At 33.8% G+C, this 20,792-nt stretch carries 14 protein-coding genes; 10 read left to right on the top strand and 4 right to left on the bottom strand.

The features are described from left to right. Positions 1-43 precede the first annotated feature (43 nt). The 4 genes from ppdK to pflB all read right to left on the bottom strand — a co-directional run bounded on the left by ppdK (position 44) and on the right by pflB (position 7,494). Complete coding sequence (gene ppdK, locus AAC024_RS04570; RefSeq protein WP_339894033.1) at positions 44-2,773, bottom strand: pyruvate, phosphate dikinase; 2,730 nt, start codon at positions 2,771-2,773, stop codon at positions 44-46. Positions 2,774-3,040: 267 nt separating this feature from the next. Further along, the gene (locus AAC024_RS04565) at positions 3,041-4,309 is read right to left on the bottom strand and encodes an OFA family MFS transporter (RefSeq protein ID WP_339894032.1); all 1,269 of its coding nucleotides are present in this window, start codon (positions 4,307-4,309) and stop codon (positions 3,041-3,043) included. A gap of 131 nt (positions 4,310-4,440) precedes the next feature. Next, positions 4,441-5,214: a pyruvate formate-lyase-activating protein gene (pflA, locus tag AAC024_RS04560; RefSeq protein ID WP_339894031.1), complete on the bottom strand. Its 774-nt coding sequence runs from the start codon at positions 5,212-5,214 to the stop codon at positions 4,441-4,443. A 54-nt stretch (positions 5,215-5,268) separates the two neighbouring features. After that, the gene (gene pflB / locus AAC024_RS04555; RefSeq protein WP_339894030.1) at positions 5,269-7,494 is read right to left on the bottom strand and encodes a formate C-acetyltransferase; all 2,226 of its coding nucleotides are present in this window, start codon (positions 7,492-7,494) and stop codon (positions 5,269-5,271) included. 418 nt (positions 7,495-7,912) lie between these two features. On the opposite strand from pflB, the gene AAC024_RS04550 reads away from it, so the two are divergent. The 10 genes from AAC024_RS04550 to AAC024_RS04505 all read left to right on the top strand — a co-directional run bounded on the left by AAC024_RS04550 (position 7,913) and on the right by AAC024_RS04505 (position 20,789). Then, positions 7,913-9,682, top strand: coding sequence for an AMP-dependent synthetase/ligase (locus AAC024_RS04550; protein WP_339894029.1), 1,770 nt, complete (start codon positions 7,913-7,915; stop codon positions 9,680-9,682). Between the two features lie 165 nt (positions 9,683-9,847). Next, positions 9,848-10,240: a hypothetical protein gene (locus AAC024_RS04545; RefSeq protein WP_339894028.1), complete on the top strand. Its 393-nt coding sequence runs from the start codon at positions 9,848-9,850 to the stop codon at positions 10,238-10,240. A 131-nt stretch (positions 10,241-10,371) separates the two neighbouring features. Then, complete coding sequence (locus AAC024_RS04540) at positions 10,372-10,830, top strand: MarR family transcriptional regulator (protein WP_339894027.1); 459 nt, start codon at positions 10,372-10,374, stop codon at positions 10,828-10,830. Further along, positions 10,827-13,235, top strand: coding sequence for a 3-hydroxyacyl-CoA dehydrogenase/enoyl-CoA hydratase family protein (locus tag AAC024_RS04535; RefSeq protein ID WP_339894026.1), 2,409 nt, complete (start codon positions 10,827-10,829; stop codon positions 13,233-13,235). The genes AAC024_RS04540 and AAC024_RS04535 overlap by 4 nt, the downstream gene beginning before the upstream one ends. 115 nt (positions 13,236-13,350) lie before the next feature. Continuing rightward, the gene (locus AAC024_RS04530) at positions 13,351-13,707 is read left to right on the top strand and encodes a four helix bundle protein (protein WP_339894025.1); all 357 of its coding nucleotides are present in this window, start codon (positions 13,351-13,353) and stop codon (positions 13,705-13,707) included. A 28-nt stretch (positions 13,708-13,735) separates the two neighbouring features. After that, positions 13,736-14,932 (top strand): acetyl-CoA C-acyltransferase, encoded by a 1,197-nt coding sequence (locus AAC024_RS04525; RefSeq protein ID WP_339894024.1) that lies wholly within the window; start codon positions 13,736-13,738, stop codon positions 14,930-14,932. 36 nt (positions 14,933-14,968) lie between these two features. After that, the gene (locus tag AAC024_RS04520; RefSeq protein WP_339894023.1) at positions 14,969-15,331 is read left to right on the top strand and encodes a four helix bundle protein; all 363 of its coding nucleotides are present in this window, start codon (positions 14,969-14,971) and stop codon (positions 15,329-15,331) included. Positions 15,332-15,372: 41 nt separating this feature from the next. Continuing rightward, positions 15,373-17,178, top strand: a complete 1,806-nt coding sequence (locus AAC024_RS04515; protein ID WP_339894022.1) for an acyl-CoA dehydrogenase family protein — start codon at positions 15,373-15,375, stop codon at positions 17,176-17,178. 576 nt (positions 17,179-17,754) lie between these two features. Further along, the gene (locus AAC024_RS04510) at positions 17,755-19,089 is read left to right on the top strand and encodes a M28 family peptidase (protein ID WP_339894021.1); all 1,335 of its coding nucleotides are present in this window, start codon (positions 17,755-17,757) and stop codon (positions 19,087-19,089) included. Positions 19,090-19,142: 53 nt separating this feature from the next. Next, positions 19,143-20,789, top strand: a complete 1,647-nt coding sequence (locus tag AAC024_RS04505) for a M1 family metallopeptidase (RefSeq protein WP_339894020.1) — start codon at positions 19,143-19,145, stop codon at positions 20,787-20,789. The last annotated feature ends 3 nt before the right edge of the window (positions 20,790-20,792 follow it).

Below are 20,792 nucleotides of genomic sequence, written 5' to 3'. Positions count from 1 at the left end.
TTTCGGGGCTTTTCATGTCAAAAAAATAAAAAAAAGAAAAATATTATAAGGTTCCTTTTATAGCCGCCTGTGCAGATACTAATCTTGCAATTGGCACTCTATAAGGAGAACAACTTACATAATCCATTCCTGTTTTGTAGCAGAATTCTACTGAACTTGGCTCTCCGCCATGTTCACCACAAATACCAATTTTTAAGTTAGGTTTTGTGCTTCTACCACGCTCTGTTGCAATTTTCACTAATTGCCCAACACCTTCTTGATCTAATACTTCAAAAGGGTCTACTTTTAAAATACCTTTTTCTATATAGATTGGTAAAAATTTACCTGCATCATCACGAGAATAACCAAAAGTCATTTGCGTTAAATCATTCGTTCCAAACGAAAAGAAATCTGCATGTTCTGCAATTCGATCGGCCATTAAAGCTGCTCTAGGAATTTCAATCATAGTTCCTACTAAATATTCGATAGTATCATTGCTTTCTTCAAATATTTTATTAGCGGTACTTCTTATAATTTGTTCTTGCATCACAAATTCTTGAACAGTTCCAATTAGTGGCACCATTATTTCTGGTTTACAAATAACACCTCTTTCCTTTAAATTTAATGCTGCTTCAATAATAGCACGTGTTTGCATTTCGGTGATTTCTGGATATGTATTTCCTAATCTACAACCACGATGCCCCAACATTGGATTAAACTCTTCCAATTCAGAAACTTTATTTTTAACCGCTTGTAATGATATATGCATCTCTTCTGCTAATTCTTTTTGAGTGGCTAATTGATGAGGCACAAATTCATGCAAAGGAGGATCAAGCAAACGAATAGTTACAGGTAACCCTTCCATAGCTTCAAAAATACCTTCAAAATCGGCCCGTTGCATAGGAAGTAAGTCTTCCAATGCTTGTTTTCTTCCTTTTACAGTATCGGCCAAAATCATTTCGCGCATGGCTTTAATTCTGTCCACTTCAAAAAACATGTGCTCAGTTCTTGTTAAACCAATACCTTGAGCACCAAAACCACGAGCTACTTTAGCATCTTTTGGACTATCGGCATTAGTTCTTACTTTCATAATCCCGTACTTATCCGAAAGCTCCATAACTTCAGCGAATTCACCACTTAATTCTGGCTCCATCGTTGCTACTTTACCTTCAATAATATTACCAGTAGAACCATTTAATGAAATCCAATCACCTTCATGATACTCATGGTCTCCAACGGTAAGTGTTCTATTTTTATAATTAATTTTTAAAGCACCTGCTCCAGATATACAACATTTACCCATACCACGAGCTACAACCGCGGCATGCGATGTCATTCCGCCGCGAGCAGTTAAGATTCCTTTAGCTATATTCATGCCTTCTAAATCTTCTGGAGAGGTTTCAATACGAACTAGAATACTGTTTTTATACTTATTGGCTTCATCTGCAAAAAATACAATTTTACCTGTTGCGGCTCCGGGTGAAGCTGGTAAACCTTGTGCGATTACATGGGCTCTTTTAAGTGCTTTAGGATCAAAAATTGGATGCAATAACTCATCTAATTTATTTGGCTCTATAATCAATAAAGCTTCTTTTTCATCAATCATGCCTTCTTTTAGTAAATCCATTGCAATTTTAACCATGGCTGCACCGGTGCGTTTACCATTACGAGTTTGCAGAATCCACATTTTTCCATCTTGAATGGTGAACTCCATATCTTGCATATCTCGATAATGTTTCTCTAGATTGTCTTGATAGGCATTAAGTTCTTTAAACATTTCTGGCATTAATTCTTCTAAAGAAGGATAATTTTCTGCTCTATCTTCCTCCTCAACTTTCGCTAATTCTGCCCAACGCTCTGATCCAGTTTTTGTAATTTGTTGTGGAGTTCTTACTCCTGCAACTACATCTTCTCCTTGTGCATTAATTAAATATTCACCATTAAAAATATTTTCTCCTGTACCAGCATCTCTTGTAAAACAAACCCCTGTTCCAGAATTTTCTCCCATATTACCGTAAACCATTGCTTGTACGTTTACCGCTGTTCCCCAATCTGCTGGATATCCATTCATATTTCGATAATAAATTGCTCTACTTCCATTCCAGCTATTGAATACTGCAATAACAGCACCCCATAACTGATCCCATGGATTGGTTGGAAAATCATGCCCTGTTCTTTTCTTAACAGCGTCTTTAAAATCGTATACCAAATCTTGTAAATCTTGTACCGTAAAATCAGTATCTAATTCAATTCCTCGCTTATCTTTAAGATGCTCCATAATTTCTTCAAATGGATCGATATCCTCTTTTGAAGCCGGTTTCATTCCTAAAACAACACCTCCATACATTTGAATAAAACGACGGTATGAATCCCAAGCAAAAACCTCATTATTTGTTTTTTTAGCTAAACCGAGAACCACTTCATCATTCATTCCTAAATTAAGTACGGTATCCATCATACCTGGCATGGAAACCCTTGCTCCCGAGCGCACTGACACTAATAACGGATTATCTTTATCACCAAAAATTGTTCCCATTTGAGACTCTATTTTGGCAATTGATGCTTCCACCTCATCCTTTATCATTTCTACAACGGCCTCTTGCCCTAAAAGATTATATTCAGTACAAACTTCAGTAGTAATTGTAAACCCAGGAGGAACAGGAATTCCTATTGAGCTCATTTCGGCTAAATTTGCACCTTTACCCCCTAAAAGGTTTTTCATTGTACTGTTTCCATCAGCTGTTTTGTCTCCAAATTTGAAAACTCGAGCCTTTGTTTTTTCAAGTATTTCCATAATATTTATTTTAATTATCCTTGTATAAAAAGTTCAATAAAAGTAAGTTATAAATGAATGAATTATCATGACAAAAGTCATGTTGGAAGCATTTAAGCTTGAAGAAATAGTTTGTTTCATATTAAATAAAACTTACAAAAAAAATGTTTTTGTAGCTTAACTGATTTTTTTAAAATAAAAATTTTAAATGAAAACAAATAGGCACACAACAACAAAAGCACTTCCAAAAAAATGAAAGTGCCTTCTAACTAATCCAAATATTAAAGTCTATACAAACTTCAAATCTTTGTCTATTTTTTCATCCATTTTTCGATAAGCCCTTGTCACTGTGCGTTTCATTATTAAAGACACAATTAAAGCGACGATGAATAATCCTGCAAAAACTTCTAAGGTGGTATCTAATGAACCTGTGGCATTCTTAACCATATCGTAAATAGTTGGCCCTACAACACCAGCTAAACCCCATGCGGCTAATACCATACCGTGGATAGCTCCTAATTGTTTTGTTCCGAATAAATCTCCTAAAAATGCTGGTAGAGTTGCAAAACCTCCGCCATACATGGTTATTACAGTAAATAAAACGATTAAGAAACTTAGTTCCATGGTCATTTTTGGCAAGAAGTAAAATGCTAAAATCTGGAATGCAAAGAAAATGATATAGGTATTTGCTCTTCCTAAATAATCGGATAGCGTAGACCAAATTATTCTGCCCAAACCATTAAACACGCCAATTAAACCAACTATTGCAGCAGCTTCCATTGGAGTGTAATTGAGTTTTTCTTGCATCATTGGACTTGCCGCAGATATAATTGCGATACCGCAAGCAATATTAATAAACATCATAATCCAGATGTAATAAAAGCGTGGTGTTTTTAATGCTGCATTGGCATCAATGTTAGCCATATCTTTTTTAATCGTCTTTCCTTCTCCTGGTTTGTAACCTGCTGGCATATAGCCTTCTGGCGGTCTTTCAATATATCTTGCAGAAGATAAAATCAATACCATATAGATTACTCCTAAGATGTAAAACGCATTTGAAACACCAACCGAATCAAAAAGCGATTGCATTACAGGTCCAAAAATTAGAGCTGCAAAACCAAAGCCCATAATTGCCATTCCTGTTGCTAATCCACGTCTGTCTGGAAACCATTTTACCAATGTACTAACTGGTGTGATATACCCTAAACCAAGACCAATACCACCAATAACACCATAGCATAAATAGAAGAGCCATAACGATTCTAATTGTACTGCCAATCCGGATCCTAAAATACCAACACCGTAAAATAAGCCTGCAGTTGTTCCACTTACTTTCGGACCAACTTTTTCTACCCATCTCCCTAAAAATGCTGCTGATAAACCCAATAACAGAATGGCAATTTTAAACGCCCATTTTATAACACTTCCATCTACATCAAAAATATCTTTTACTGGGTTGGTCATCACTGAATATGCATAAACAGACCCAATAGAAATATGTATTCCTACGGCTGAAGCAGCAATTAACCAACGGTTTTTTAGTTTTTGTGTTTTCATCTGTAGTTTTTTAATTGTTTTTTAATAGTCAGATGTAATTCGCCATTAAACATTTTCAGTTGGTATCAACTTATTTGTTATAGCTCATTTCATGATAATTATCGTTTGAATATCGTGCATACAATACCCTTTTAATTTACTTTTACTTCTTTGAAATAATTTTGCAATATTTCTACAGCGGCATTTATTTCTTCTTTTGTGTTCTCACGAGCATTTTTTAATTGATACTCCCACCCTAAAGCTTCCCATTTATGGATTCCTAGCTTGTGATAAGGCTGAATTTCAATCTTTTCTATGGTTTTATAATCTTTAAAATACTCGCCCATTTGATGTAATAATTCTGGCTTATTTGTCATTTCTGGAATGAGCACATAACGTAACCACATTTTTTTTCCTGAAGCTTCCCTATGTTTGGCAAACGTGAAAGTAGTTTCTTTGTTACGTTGTCCTGTTAACGCTTCATAACCTTCTTCAGTCATGTGCTTGATATCAAGCATTACTAAGTCGGTATAATCATCTAACAACGCTTCAGTAAAATGATTCAAAACTCTACCGTTTGTATCAATATTGGTATTAATGCCTTCTTCTTTTAGCCTCTTAAAAAAAGGAACCAGTGCTTTAGATTGCAATAAAGGCTCTCCTCCTGAAACAGTAACGCCACCCTTTCTTCCAAAATAAGACTTTAAGTTAATGGCCATTTTTACCAATTCTTCAATATCATATTCTTTCCCTCCAGATGTTTGAATGGTATCTGGATTATGACAATACAAGCACTTTAATTTGCACCCTTGCAAGAATATAACCATTCGAACTCCTGGTCCATCATGTGTTCCAAAAGATTCTATAGAATGTACATTTAATATGTTATCAGCGGTTTTGATAAGAATAGGTTTTAAAATAAGCATCCAAAAAAGAAGATTTAAACTCCTTTTTCAGATGCTTCAAAATATTAATAAAAACTACATGGATTCGTGAAAAGAACGTGTAATAACTTCTAATTGCTGTTCTTTTGTTAATCTTACAAAATTAACAGCGTAACCAGAAACACGAATTGTTAATTGAGGATACTCTTCTGGATGTTCCATGGCATCCATTAAAGTTTCCTTATTAAATACATTTACATTTAAATGCTGAGCATTTCTGAGGAAATAGCCATCTATAATAGTTCCTAGGTTTTCAATTCTGTCAGAATCATCAGCCCCTAAAGATTTTGGTACAATTGAGAAGGTGTTTGATATACCATCTAATGAATCTTTATAATCAATCTTAGCTACCGAATTTAAAGAAGCTATCGCGCCGTTAGAATCGCGCCCATGCATTGGGTTTGCTCCTGGTGCAAAAGGAATTCCGCCTGCTCTACCATCTGGTGTAGCTCCTGTTTTCTTACCATAAGAAACGTTTGAGGTGATAGTTAATACAGACATCGTTGGTTCTGCATCTTTATAAACTGGTAATTTTTTTAGTTCATTATTAAAATCTGCTACAGCCTTTGCTGCTAAGAAATCTACTCTATCATCATCATTTCCATATTTAGGAAATTCTCCTTCTATTTTGAAATCTACAGTTAACCCTTCTTCATTTCTAATTGGTTTTACTTTAGCATATTTAATTGCTGAAAGCGAATCTGCTACAATTGATAGACCAGCAATACCATAAGCGATATTTATACTTGGATTAGTATCTATTAAAGCCATTTGAGCTTTTTCGTAATAGTATTTGTCATGCATGTAATGAATAATGTTCATAGAGTCATTATAAACACGAGCAACTTCTTTCATAGCTACTTTAAAGTTAGCCATTACTTTATCAAAATCTAAATACTCACATTCACATGGTTCAATACCTGCAACCATTAATTTACCGCTATTTTCACATCGACCACCATTAACTGCAAGTAATAATGTTTTTGCAAGATTTGTACGAGCTCCAAAAAATTGAATAGATTTACCTAATTCTTGGTAAGATACACAACAAGCAATTCCATAATCATCAGACCCTCTTGTTTTTCTCATTAAATCATCATTCTCAAATTGAATTGACGATGTATCGATAGAAACTTTAGCACAATAGTCTTTAAAGTTTTGTGGTAACTCTTGAGACCAAAGTATAGTCATATTTGGTTCTGGTGAAGCTCCCAAGTTATATAACGTGTTTAAGAAACGGAAAGATGTTTTGGTTACTTTAGTTCTTCCATCATCAAACATTCCGCCTATAGCTTCCGTTACCCAAGTTGGATCTCCAGCAAATATTTCATCGTAAGCTCCCATTCTTAAATGGCGCACCATACGCAATTTCATTACGAATTGATCTACATATTCTTGAGCTTCCTCTTCTGTAATCAGTCCTTCTTGTAAATCGTTTTCAATATAAATATCTAAGAAAGTAGATACATTACCTAACGACATGGCAGCACCATCTTGCTCTTTTACAGCAGCTAAGTAAGCCATATATGTCCATTGTACTGCTTCTTTAGCATTTTCTGCAGGACGACTTAAATCTAAATCATATTTAGCACCTAATTCAAGTATTTCACTTAATGCTCTTATTTGCTCAGAAACCTCTTCTCTCAAACGAATAACAGACTCCGTCATAGGACCTGTTACGTTTGCTAAATCTTCTTTTTTTGTTTTGATTAAGAAGTTAATTCCGTAAAGCGCAACCCGACGATAATCACCAATAATTCTACCTCTTGCATAATTATCTGGTAAACCTGTTAAAAAACCTAGAGATCTAAATTTTCTTATTTCAGCATTATAAGCATCAAAAACACCATCGTTATGGGTTTTAACAAACTTAGAGAATAACTCTGTTAAAGCGTCATTAGGCTTAACACCTTGTTCTGCCAATGCTTTTTGAACCACTTTAAAACCTCCAAAAGGTTTCATAGCTCTTTTTAATAACTCATCGGTTTGTAAACCTACAATAACTTCATTCTCTCTATCTATATATCCCGCATCAAAAGCACTAACCGTTGAAACTGTTTCGGTATCTACTGATCGAACACCATTATTTTGTCTCTCTTCATTTGAAGCTTCTTTACAGACATCCCATAATTTTTGAGTCCTTAAACTTGGTCCTACTAAAAATTCAGATGTACCGTGATAAGGTGTCATATTATTAATAACAAAATCTCTAACATTAAGTGTTTTTGTCCAAATCCCGTAATTAAATTGTTTTACTTCCATTATTTGTTTTATTAATATTTTATGTAATCCATGTTGTTTTAAGTGAACAAAATTAAATTTAAACTCCTATTACAAACATGACAATTATCAGTAAACCACTGATGAATAGCGGGATTTACACCGATGTTATTACGAAAACGTTTGAAACAAGCAACTCGGAAATTAAGATATATATGCTTTTAACTTATTTATAATATAAAAGTTAAAAACTAAATACATTATATGTGATTTCTATTGAAATAACACGAGTTTCATAAAGCATTCATAATAATTAAAAAATCAGATTTAATTGAGTGAAAAGAGAGAATTAAGGCAACATTAAATTAAGTGTAGTGTATATGATACTATTTTACACACTCAATTTGAAAATCCTTTTTATTTTCATACTTTGCAATACTAGAAACTCATTAAATAGCAAATGACAGAAATTACAAGACTTTTTGATTTCCCTTATTATCAGCTAAAAAACCATCCTTTAGAGAGTGCTTTGGTTACAAAGTACAATAATGAATGGGTAAATACATCCACCCAAGAATATCTAGATAAAGCCAATACCTTAAGCAGAGCCTTACTGAAATTGGGAGTTAAGAAAGATGATAAAATTGCTATTATTTCTTCAACAAATAGAACCGAATGGCATATTGTAGATATTGGCGTGCTTCAAACTGGGGCACAGACCATACCCATTTACCCAACCATTTCTTCTGAAGATTATGAGTATATATTAAACCATAGTGAATCTATTTACTGTTTTGTTTCGGATGAAGACGTTTTAGAAAAAATAAATAAGATTAAAACCAAAACAAAATTAAAGGGCGTTTATTCATTTGATGTCATTAAAGGATGTGAAAATTATTCAGAATTATTTGAACTAGGAAAAGACAAATCAAATCAGAATGATGTTGAAGCTAGAAAAAATGCCGTTAAATCATCCGATTTAGCCACTATTATTTACACATCTGGTACCACTGGAAAGCCCAAAGGCGTTATGCTCTCTCATGCAAATATAGTTTCAAATGTATTTGCCGTAGAAAAAAAATTCCCTCTTGAGAGGGATCAAAAAATACTCAGTTTTCTTCCTATATGTCACATCTTTGAACGTACTTTTATCTATTTATGCCAATATCGTTGTCTCTCTATTCATTTTGCAGAAAGTATTGATAAAATAGGCGATAATTTAAAGGAAGTTAAACCTCACATGATTACTGTTGTTCCTAGATTAATAGAAAAAGTTTTTGATAAAATTATAGTAAAAGGTCAAGATTTATCTGGAATAAAAAAGAAATTATTTTTTTGGGCTGTGGCTCTCGGAACTAAATTTGAACCCTACGGGCAAAATGGCTGGTGGTATGAATTAAAACTAGCCTTGGCACGAAAACTCATTTTCAGTAAATGGCAGGAAGCCTTGGGTGGTAATATTGTATTTATGGCCTCTGGAAGTGCTGCGCTACAACCAAGATTAGGGCATATATTTGGTGCTGCAAATATGCCTATTATGGAATGTTATGGACTTACAGAAACATCACCTGGGGTTTCGGTAAGTGATAAACGTAATAATGGATGGAAAATAGGATCTGTTGGAAGAATATTAGATGATGTAGAAGTTAAAATAGCTGAAGATGGCGAAATACTTTGCAAAGGCCCAAACATCATGATGGGATATTACAAAGACCCCGAAAAGACTGCTGAAGTCATGACCGGTGATTATTTTCATACAGGTGATAAAGGAGAAATTGATGCTGATGGTTTTTTAAAAATCACGGGGAGAAAGAAAGAGATGTTTAAGACCTCTGGTGGCAAATACATTGTTCCAACACTTCTTGAAAATGAATTAAAACAATCCCAATTTATTGAACATGTTATGGTTATTGGTGAAGGTGAAAAAATGGCCGCAGCCTTAATCCAGCCCAATTTTGAATTTATAAAAAATTGGATTGATAAAGAGCAAATGGCCATCGGGAAATCTGAAATTGAAATCGCAAACTCAGATATCATCAAAGACAGCATTCAAAAAGAAATGAATATATGTAATGAAAAATTTGGTAAATGGGAACAAATAAAGGTATTTAAACTGACACCCGAAGTTTGGTCTATTGATGCTGGTCATCTCACTCCTACTCTAAAAATGAAAAGAGATACTATAAAAAAGATGTATCCAGACTTAATTGAAAAAATTTATCGTCCTTAATTTCATCAAAACATAGTTTTTATACAATTCAATTTCCCTGAAAGGATTGAACAATTCACAACAAAATTGCTTAAAAAATAACAATTACATAATTTTAAGTCATATTTTTTGCTACTTATGTATCATTTTAATACTTTTAAAATGATAACCAATTAAAACAAAAAAATGAAAACAAAAAATTTTGTAGTTTCCGGGATCGTTGGAGGAATTGTTGATTTCCTTTTAGGCTGGCTTTTTTATGGTATTATTTTTATAGACACATTCCCACAACCAGAAGAAAGTGCCAACACCATGTTGTTCATATTTTTAGGTTGCTTAACTTTCGGGTTATTTGTGGCTTACATTTACACCAAATGGGCACAAATTACAACTGCTCTTACTGGAGCGAAAGCTGGCGCCATTATCGGGCTGTTTATCGGTTTATTTTCTAACTTTTTTAATTTAGCAATGAACACTGACTCCACAATGGAATTAGCCGGTTTAGATGTTCTTATCTCAATTGTTATGGCTTCAATTATTGGTGCAGTTATAGGTGCCGTAAACGGAAAGTTAGGATAGACTCAAGAACAATATATTCACTGTTTTTTTAACTACCACTATTTAATTTATTAAAACAAATATAATTTAACACAAAAATACTATGCATGCATAGTATTTTTTTTTATATTTGAGCTCACCAATGTAAAAATATGAAGGATAAAACCATAGATTATGTGCTCCGAACTACTTGGTTAACAGTTCAAAAAATGTATAATGAAGAAGCTTCAAAGTTTGGAAGCACGATGGCAACTGGTTTTACATTATTAAGTATAGACCCAGAAAAAGGGACGCCTTCAACTTCTTTAGGTCCAAAAATGGGAATGGAAGCTACAAGTTTATCTAGAATCTTAAAAACCATGGAAAAAAAAGGTTTAATCACAAGAAAACCTAACCCTAATGATGGTAGAGGTGTTATCATTGGCTTGACCGATTTTGGTATAGAAAAACGAGCCTACTCACGAGAAAAAGTGTTGTTATTCAATGAAGCTATCAAAAATAATGTTTCAGAAGAGCAATTAATGCATTTCTATGAAGTAGCCGAAGTTATTAATGATATGGTGAGCAACAAAAAAATACACAATCAATCTGATAGTTATAAAATAAAATGAGCAAACGTAGAATTAAAAAAATAGCCATTGTAGGTTCAGGTATTATGGGAAGTGGTATCGCCTGCCATTTCGCCAATATAGGTGTAGATGTCCTATTATTAGACATCGTTCCTAGAGAACTTAACGACAAAGAAAAAGCAATAGGGTTAACCTTAGAAGACAAAGTTGTTAGAAATAGATTAGTTAATGATGCACTAACGGCTTCAGTAAAATCTAAACCAGCACCACTTTATCATGCTTCTTTCGTTAATCGTATTACAACTGGAAACTTAGATGATGATATTGCTAAAGTAGAAGATGTAGATTGGATTATGGAAGTTGTAGTAGAAAGACTTGACATTAAACAACAGGTTTTTGAAAAGTTAGAAAAATATAGAACACCAGGAACTTTGATAACATCAAACACGTCTGGTATTCCTATTAAATTTATGAGTGAAGGTCGTTCAGAAGATTTTCAAAAACATTTCTGTGGAACACACTTTTTTAATCCAGCGCGTTACTTAAAATTATTTGAAATCATTCCTGGACCTAAAACAGATATTTCAGTTTTAGAATTCTTAAATGGTTATGGTGAACAATTCCTTGGAAAAACTTCTGTAATTGCCAAAGATACACCCGCATTTATTGGAAATCGAATCGGAATATTTAGTATTCAAAGTTTATTTCATGCAGTTAAGGATTTAGATTTAACGGTTGAAGAAGTTGACAAATTATCAGGCCCTGTAATTGGTCGTCCAAAATCAGCAACTTTTAGAACTGTTGATGTTGTAGGTTTAGATACTTTAGTTCATGTTGCAAACGGCATTAGAGAAAACTGTCTAAATGATGAACGTTTAGAACTTTTTAAATTGCCAGATTTCATCAACACCATGATGGAAAATAAATGGTTGGGCAGTAAAACTGGACAAGGATTTTATAAGAAAACCGTTTCATCTGAAGGTCGAAAAGAAATTTTAACTCTTGACTTAAACACATTAGAATATCGTTCTGCTAAACGCGCAAAATTCGCCACTTTAGAATTAACAAAAACGATTGATAAAGTAGCAGACCGCTTTAAAGTATTAGTAAAAGGAAAAGATAAAGCAGGAGAATTTTACAGAAAGAGTTTTTCAGCATTATTTGCTTATGTTTCAAATCGTATTCCAGAAATTACTGATGAATTATATAAAATTGACGACGCTATGAAAGCTGGTTTTGGTTGGGAACATGGTCCTTTCCAAATCTGGGACGCTATTGGCGTAGAGAAAGGTATCGAGATGATGAAATCTGAAGGCTTAACACCTGCAGATTGGGTTCACGATATGATTGCATCTGGAAGCGATAGCTTCTACTCTATTCAAGATGGTGCAACACACAGTTATGATATTCCGAAGAAAATCCAAGAGAAAATTCCTGGTCAAGATTCGTTTATCATTTTAGATAATGTTAGAAAAACAACCGAAGTTTTCAAAAACTCTGGTGTTTCTGTTCAAGATTTAGGAGATGGTATTCTTAATGTAGAATTCCAATCTAAAATGAACACAATTGGTGGAGACGTTTTAGCAGGATTAAATAAAGCTATTGATATGGCTGAAAAAGATTTTGCTGGATTAATAGTTGGAAACCAAGGACCCAACTTCTCAGTTGGTGCAAACATAGGCATGATATTTATGATGGCCGCCGAACAAGAATATGACGAGCTGAATGCAGCTATTAAATATTTCCAGGATACGATGATGCGCATGCGTTATTCTTCAATCCCAACAATTTCTGCGCCTCACGGCATGGCGCTTGGTGGTGGTTGTGAAATTTCATTACACGCAGATAAAATTGTAGCAGCTGCAGAAACTTACATGGGACTTGTAGAGTTTGGCGTAGGTGTAATTCCCGGAGGTGGAGGTTCTAAAGAAATGACTTTAAGAGCATCAGACACCTTTAAAAAAGGAGACGTGCAATTAAATACGCTTCAAGAATATTTCCTAACTATTGGTATGGCAAAAGTATCAACTTCTGCCTACGAAGCTTTCGATTTAGGTCTTTTACAAAAAGGAAAAGATGTAGTAGTTGTAAATAAAGATCGTCAAATAGCCGTTGCAAAACAACATGCCAAATTAATGGCAGATGCAGGTTATACACAACCTGTTCACAGAAAAGATGTTCTAGTTCTTGGTAAACAGGCTTTAGGCATGTTTCTAGTTGGAACAGATGCTATGAAAGACTCTAACTACATTAGTGAACACGATATGAAAATTGCTAACAAATTAGCTTACGTTATGGCTGGTGGCGATTTATCTGAACCAACTTTAGTAAGTGAGCAATACTTATTAGACTTAGAGCGTGAAGCTTTCCTTTCGCTTTGTACAGAACGTAAGACGTTGGAAAGAATTCAGCATATGTTAACCAAAGGGAAACCGTTACGTAATTAATTACGAAAAAGTACAAAGTAAAAAGAATTAAGTACAAAGACAGGATACAAATACAGACTAAATAATATTTTAAATTTCTTAATACTTAATACTAACGACTTAATACTAAAAAAAGATGCACAGATTTGAAGAGTTGAAAATATGGCAAAAAGCAATGGACATAACAGAAAATTGTTATAGAGCTTCCGAAAATTTTCCGAAAGAAGAAAAATACGGATTAACATCTCAACTTAGAAGAAGTGCCGTTTCAATTCCTTCAAATATCTCTGAAGAAGCTGGTAGAAATACTAATGGAGAATTTAAGCAGTTCTTAGGAATTGCTAATGGTTCATCCTTCGAATTATTAACACAATTATATTTATCTAAAAGATTAAATTTAATAACAGAAGAAAAAATAAGACCAATTATTAATGAAATTCTTGAAGTTACTAGAATGAACTATTCACTTCAAAAATCACTAACAAAGTCTTAATTCTTTGTACTAAAATCTTAATACTACTATGAGCAAACAAGCTTACATTGTAAAAGCATATAGAACAGCAGTTGGTAAAGCACCAAAAGGCGTGTTCCGTTTTAAAAGAACAGATGAATTGGCAGCAGAAACCATCAAATATATGATGAAGGAATTGCCAAATCTAGATCCAAAACGTATTGACGATGTTATTGTTGGTAACGCCATGCCAGAAGGTTCGCAAGGACTAAATATGGCACGTTTAATTTCTTTAATGGGATTAGAAGTTATAGATGTTCCTGGTGTAACTGTTAACCGTTTTTGTTCTTCGGGAGTAGAAACTATTGGTATAGCTACAGCAAAAATTCAAGCTGGAATGGCTGATTGCATTATTGCAGGTGGTGCAGAAAGTATGAGTAGCGTACCAATGACTGGTTTTAAACCGGAATTAAATTACGACGCGATTGTAAAAACTGGTCATGAAGATTATTATTGGGGAATGGGAAATACTGCGGAAGCAGTTGCCAACCAATTCAAAGTATCTCGTGAAGATCAAGATGAGTTTGCTTACAATTCTCATATGAAAGCTTTAAAAGCGCAAGCTGAAAACCGTTTTCAAGATCAAATTGTACCTATTGAAGTAGAACAAACTTATGTTGATGCCAACGGAAAAAAAGCAACAAAATCTTATACAGTAATCAAGGATGAAGGACCTCGTGCTGGTACAAGTAAAGAAGCTTTAGCAAAACTAAGAGCAGTATTTGCTGCTGGTGGAAGTGTTACGGCAGGTAATTCTTCCCAGATGAGTGATGGTGCTGCGTTTGTTATGGTAATGAGTGAAGATATGGTTAAAGAGTTAAATCTTGAACCCGTAGCGCGACTAGTAAATTATGCTGCTGCAGGTGTCGAACCTCGTATAATGGGAATTGGCCCAGTAAAGGCAATTCCTAAAGCATTAAAACAAGCCGGTTTAAAACAAGACGACCTATCTCTTATTGAGTTGAATGAAGCGTTTGCTTCTCAATCTTTAGCAGTTATTAGAGAATTAGATTTAAATCCAGACATCGTAAACGTTAATGGAGGCGCCATTGCACTTGGTCACCCACTTGGTTGTACTGGAGCAAAACTTTCAGTACAATTATTTGATGAAATGCGTAAACGTGATATGCAAGGCAAATATGGTGCAGTAACGATGTGTGTAGGTACTGGACAAGGTGCTTGTGGTGTGTTTGAATTTCTGAATTGAAAAAGATAAAAGAATAGAGAGAAGAGATAAAAGAGAATGTGTGCTAAGCAAAGACATAACTATAAGAATTTGAAAATTTGGAAACTGGGATTAGAGATTACAAATGACATTTCAGATGTTTTGTTAGAGTTTCCGAAGCATGAAAGATATGATTTGAGTTCTCAAATTAGTAGGTGTTCAGTTTCTATGCCGAGTAATATTGCTGAAGGCTCGTCAAGAACAGATAAATCTTTTGGTCATTTTTTAGATATCGCGTTAGGATCTTCCTTTGAATTAGGAACTCAGCTATTAGTTGCAAAACATAGAAATTACATAAACGAAAACAATTTAAAAATACTTGAAGAAAAAATAGAGGAATTCCAAAGAATGACAATGGGATTTCAAAATAGTCTCAATTAAGAGTCTATTCTCTATTTTCTATCTTCTTTAATCTAAAAAAAATGGAAACAACTCAAGAAAAAGAAATATTAAGAGGCGGTCAATTCTTAGTAAAAGAAACAAAATGCGAAGACGTATTTACTCCCGAAGATTTTTCAGAAGAACAAAATATGATGAAAGAAGCGGTTATGGAATTTAACGATCGTGAAATCATTCCTCATAAACCTCGTTTTGAAGCAAAAGATTTTGCTCTGACCGAAGAGTGTATGGTTAAAGCTGGTGAACTTGGTTTCTTAGGTGTCTCAGTTCCTGAAGCTTATGGTGGATTAGGAATGGGATTTGTATCTACTGCATTAACTTGTGATTATATTTCTAGTGGAACTGGCTCTTTTAGTACTGCTTTTGGGGCACACACAGGAATTGGCACTATGCCAATTACGCTATACGGTACAGAATCTCAAAAACAAAAATACGTACCTAAATTAGCTTCAGGTGAATGGTTTGGTGCTTACTGTTTAACAGAACCAGGTGCCGGATCTGATGCTAATTCTGGCAAAACAACCGCGGAATTATCAGCAGATGGAAAAACATATAAAATTAACGGTCAAAAAATGTGGATCTCAAACGCTGGTTTTTGTAGCGTAATGATCGTTTTTGCTCGTATTGAAGATGATAAAAATATTACAGGTTTCATTGTTGAAAATGATGCTGCCAATGGTATTACAATGGGCGAAGAAGAACATAAATTAGGTATTCGTGCGTCTTCTACGCGTCAAGTTTTCTTTAGCGATTGTGTTGTACCGGTAGAAAATATGTTAGCTGGTCGTGGCGAAGGTTTTAAAATTGCCATGAACGCACTTAACGTTGGTCGTATTAAATTAGCTGCTGCTTGTTTAGATTCTCAACGTAGAATTGTAACGTACGGTGTGCAATATGCTAACGAAAGAAAACAATTTAAAACACGTATTTCAGATTTCGGAGCCATAAAAATTAAGCTTGCTCAAATGACAACTAATGCTTATGCTGGTGAATCTGCAACGTATAGAGCTTCAAAAAATATTGAAGATCGTATTGCAATGCGTGAAGTAGCAGGAAACACACACCAAGAAGCAGAGCTTAAAGGTGTTGAGGAATATGCCATTGAATGTTCTATATTAAAAGTAGCTGTTTCTGAAGATGTACAAAACTGTGCAGATGAAGGAATCCAAATCTTTGGTGGTATGGGATTCTCTGAAGAAACACCTATGGAATCTGCTTGGAGAGATGCGCGTATTGCACGTATCTACGAAGGGACAAACGAAATTAACAGAATGCTTTCTGTTGGTATGTTAGTAAAGAAAGCCATGAAAGGTCACGTAGATTTATTAGGGCCAGCAACTGCTGTCGCTAATGAACTAATGGGTATTCCTTCTTTTGAAACACCAGATTACTCGGAGTTATTTTCTGAAGAAAAAGCCATGATTGGTAGACTTAAAAAAGTATTCTTAATGGTTGCTGGTGCTGCAGTTCAAAAATTCGGACCAGAATTAGAAGAGCACCAACAATTATTAATTGCAGCTGCAGATATCTTAATTGAAATCTATATGGCAGAATCTACAATTTTAAGAACTGAGAAAAACGCAAAACGTTTTGGTGAAAAAGAACAAGCTGTACAAATTGCAATGTCTAAATTATACTTATATAATGCCGTAAGTATTGTTGAAGGAAAAGGAAAAGAAAGTATTATTTCTTTTGCTGAAGGAGATGAACAACGGATGATGTTAATGGGTCTTAAACGTTTCACAAAATATACAAACTATCCAGATATCGTTGATTTACGTAACGAAATTGCAGAAAAGGTAAAAGCAGAAAATAAATATTGTTTTTAAATTTAATCAGTGACTAACTCAATTCTTAAAGCGCCTCGAAAATAAATTCGAGGCGCTTTTTTATTTTTATTAATTTAGAGGAAAATCATAAATATAAAAACTTTAACGATTGTTTATCTGATATTTACAACTTCAATCTTGATTGCTCAAGAAAAGAAAACATTAGAATCTAAACTAAAAAACTATAGCTTGGATTTCTGGTAACTGGAAAGGTGAAGCTTTTAGTGGACTAACAGAAGAAAATTGGAGTGAACCATCTAGTGGTTTCATAATGGTTCCTTTTAAAATTAATTAACCATGGAAAAGTTTCGTTTTATGAAATAGAAATTATAAGAGAAGTAGAAAACACTTTAATACTTCAATTAAAACACTTCAATAATAAATTGAAAGGTTGGGGGACTAAAGATGAAACAGTTGATTTTCCTTTAAAAGAAATCACACCTCCTAAAGCGGTTTTTGAAGGTATGACATTCTAGAAAGTAAATGATAACGAAATGAACGTTTATGTAGATATTCATCAAAAAGATGGTTCTATGGAAACCATAAAATTTAACTATAAGAAATAAACCAAATCACATGAAATACTTTTTAGTTCTATTCCCATTCATATTCTCATCTATTTTAGTAGCACAAACAAATCAGCAAATTTATGATATTATTGAAGCCGTATCTTCAAAACATATTGAAAAAAACATACAAACCCTAGTTGATTTTGGCACAAGAAATACTTTTAGCGATACTATTTCTAACACAAAAGGCATAGGTGCCGCTAGACGCTGGATAAAGTCTGAATTTGAAATTATTTCAAAAGATTGCAAAAATTGTTTAGAGGTTTTTTATCAAAAAGATTTTGTTTCTAAAGAAGGAAATAATCGTGTCCCTCATGATGCTTGGGTGGTTAATGTTGTAGCCGTTCAAAAAGGCACAAAATATCCAAATCGTTATATTATCATGAGTGGAGATATTGATTCTCGCGGAAGCGATACTATGGATTTCACTACTGATGCACCTGGAGCTAATGATAATGCTTCTGGTATGGCAGGAACTATAGAAGCAGCTCGTGTATTATCAAAATATGAATTTGAAAGCAGTATTGTTTACGTTGGTTTATCTGGCGAAGAACAAGGATTGTTTGGTGGTGCAGGACTAGCAAAATACGCTCAAGACAAAGGCTGGAATATTATTGGAATTTTTAACAATGATATGATTGGAAATATTAAAGGTGTTGATGGTGTAATTGACAATAGAACGTTTAGAATTTTTTCTGAACCCGTTCCTCCTAATGAAACAGAACGAGAACGAACATTACGCAGGTTTTACGGTGGCGAAGTTGATGGAATTTCTCGTCAATTGGCCAGATATGTATATAAAACTACTAAAACATATATGCCAGAAATGAATCCCATGATGGTTTATAGATTAGATAGATTTGGTCGTGGTGGTCATCACAGACCTTTTAACGATTTAGGTTATGCTGGAATCCGAATTATGGAAGCACATGAAAATTACACGCAACAGCATCAAGATATTCGTGAAGAAAATGGTATAAAATATGGTGATGTCATTGAGCATGTTAATTTTAATTATGCAAAAAAATTAACCGCAGTAAATACTATAAATATGGCAAGTTTAGCCTCTGCCCCTCCGCAACCAAAAAATGTGGCCATTGGTGGTATTGTACAACCATCAGTTAAATTTAAATGGGATAAAGTTGATGGTGCTAAAGGTTATAAAATTTATTGGAGAGATACAACATCACCCACTTGGGATAACAGTAGATATGTTGGTAATGTTTCCGAATTTACTTTAAATGGTATTGTTATTGATAATTACTTTTTTGGTATCGCATCCGTTGGAGAAAATGACTTTGAAAGCCTTATCACTTTTCCAGATAAAATATTTAGAGATTAATTAACACATACTTAAGCATCTTTTTAATTAATTTTAAGCAAAATTTTAAACTAATGAATTACAGCTTTCGCATACTAATAATTTTCTTAATATTTCCATTTGTATCCATAGAAGCTCAAGGATTACTATCAGAAAAAACCAGTTTTACAAGACAAGACACATTAAGAGGAAGTATTACGCCTGAGCGCGAATGGTGGGATTTAACTTATTATCACTTGGATATAAAAGTTGATCCTGAAAACAAATTTATATCTGGTAAAAACACCATTCAATATAAAGTTTTAAAGCAAGATTCGGTCATGCAAATTGACTTACAATCGCCCATGGAACTTTTAAAAGCTGTTCAAAATGGTAAAGAATTAAAAATAAGACATGATGGAAATGCACATTTCATATCACTAATTGATAATCAAAAAATTGATGAAATAAATAATTTAGTAGTCCATTATGAAGGACACCCTAAGGAAGCCGTTAGAGCACCTTGGGATGGTGGTATTTCATGGAAGAAAGACAAAAACGGAAATCATTTTATTGCATCATCTTGTCAAGGTTTAGGAGCTAGTGTTTGGTGGCCAAACAAAGACCATATGTACGACGAAGTAGATAGTATGCAAATTAGTGTAAACGTGCCCAGTAAATTAACAAATGTTTCCAATGGAAGATTACGAGGTGTTGAGCAAATTGGAGATACAAAAACATTCAGTTGGATAGTTAAAAGCCCTATAAATAACTATGGTGTTAATATAAATATTGGAGATTATGTTAATTTTTCTGAAGTATACGATGGACAAGCTGGTAATTTAGATATGGATTATTATGTTTTAAGTTACAATCTTAAAAAAGCCAAAGAACAGTTTAAACAGGCTCCAATGATGATGAAAGCTTTTGAACATTGGTTTGGGCAATATCCATTTTATGTTGATAGTTTTAAACTTGTTGAAGTCCCATACTTGGGTATGGAACATCAAAGTTCTGTGACTTATGGTAATGGTTATCAAAATGGATATTTAGGAAATGATTTATCTGGAACAGGTTGGGGATTAAAATTTGACTTTATAATCATCCATGAGTCCGGCCATGAATGGTTTGCCAATAATATTACTTATAAAGATTCTGCCGATATGTGGATTCACGAAGGGTTTACTGCCTATTCTGAAAATTTGTATTTAGATTATTACTTTGGAAAAGAAGCTTCAGCTGAATATGTAATAGGAACTCGAAAAAACATTCAAAACGACAGACCACTAATTGGATTTTACAACGTAAATAAAGAAGGCTCTTCAGACATGTACTATAAAGGTGCTAATATGCTTCACACGCTTAGACAACTTATTGAAGATGATGAAAAATGGCGAAGGATATTGCGTAAAATGAATGTAGAATTTTATCATCAAACGGTGACCACTCAACAAATAGAAAGTTTTCTATCCAAAGAAACTGGTATTGACTTAACAGCGTTTTTTAATCAATATTTAAGAACCATTAAAATTCCAACTTTAGAATATTCTTTTAAAAAGAAGACTTTGAAATACCGCTGGACTAATATTGTCGAGAACTTCGATATGCCAATTCAAATTAAAATTAATAATGATGAAAAATGGTTGTTTCCTAAAGCTGAATGGAACACAATTTCATTAGATTCAAAAATCGATACTTTTGAAATTGACATTGATTTTTATGTAGAATCAAAACAGCAATAAGTT

This window comes from uncultured Algibacter sp. (assembly GCF_963976535.1).
GTDB lineage: Bacteria > Bacteroidota > Bacteroidia > Flavobacteriales > Flavobacteriaceae > Algibacter_B.
Note: the sequence above shows the minus strand (reverse complement) of the source record. Positions and strands in the feature narration are given on the sequence as shown.

Bases quoted from the DNA above. Each gene is read 5' to 3' on its own strand.
- AAC024_RS04520 (WP_339894023.1), top strand. From the start codon at position 14,969: ATGTGTGCTAAGCAAAGACATAACTATAAGAATTTGAAAATTTGGAAA.
- AAC024_RS04550 (WP_339894029.1), top strand. From the start codon at position 7,913: ATGACAGAAATTACAAGACTTTTTGATTTCCCTTATTATCAGCTAAAA.
- AAC024_RS04545 (WP_339894028.1), top strand. From the start codon at position 9,848: ATGAAAACAAAAAATTTTGTAGTTTCCGGGATCGTTGGAGGAATTGTT.
- ppdK (WP_339894033.1), bottom strand. From the start codon at position 2,773: ATGGAAATACTTGAAAAAACAAAGGCTCGAGTTTTCAAATTTGGAGAC.
- pflB (WP_339894030.1), bottom strand. From the start codon at position 7,494: ATGGAAGTAAAACAATTTAATTACGGGATTTGGACAAAAACACTTAAT.
- AAC024_RS04525 (WP_339894024.1), top strand. From the start codon at position 13,736: ATGAGCAAACAAGCTTACATTGTAAAAGCATATAGAACAGCAGTTGGT.
- AAC024_RS04510 (WP_339894021.1), top strand. From the start codon at position 17,755: ATGAAATACTTTTTAGTTCTATTCCCATTCATATTCTCATCTATTTTA.
- AAC024_RS04535 (WP_339894026.1), top strand. From the start codon at position 10,827: ATGAGCAAACGTAGAATTAAAAAAATAGCCATTGTAGGTTCAGGTATT.
- pflA (WP_339894031.1), bottom strand. From the start codon at position 5,214: ATGCTTATTTTAAAACCTATTCTTATCAAAACCGCTGATAACATATTA.
- AAC024_RS04530 (WP_339894025.1), top strand. From the start codon at position 13,351: ATGCACAGATTTGAAGAGTTGAAAATATGGCAAAAAGCAATGGACATA.
- AAC024_RS04515 (WP_339894022.1), top strand. From the start codon at position 15,373: ATGGAAACAACTCAAGAAAAAGAAATATTAAGAGGCGGTCAATTCTTA.
- AAC024_RS04565 (WP_339894032.1), bottom strand. From the start codon at position 4,309: ATGAAAACACAAAAACTAAAAAACCGTTGGTTAATTGCTGCTTCAGCC.
- AAC024_RS04505 (WP_339894020.1), top strand. From the start codon at position 19,143: ATGAATTACAGCTTTCGCATACTAATAATTTTCTTAATATTTCCATTT.
- AAC024_RS04540 (WP_339894027.1), top strand. From the start codon at position 10,372: ATGAAGGATAAAACCATAGATTATGTGCTCCGAACTACTTGGTTAACA.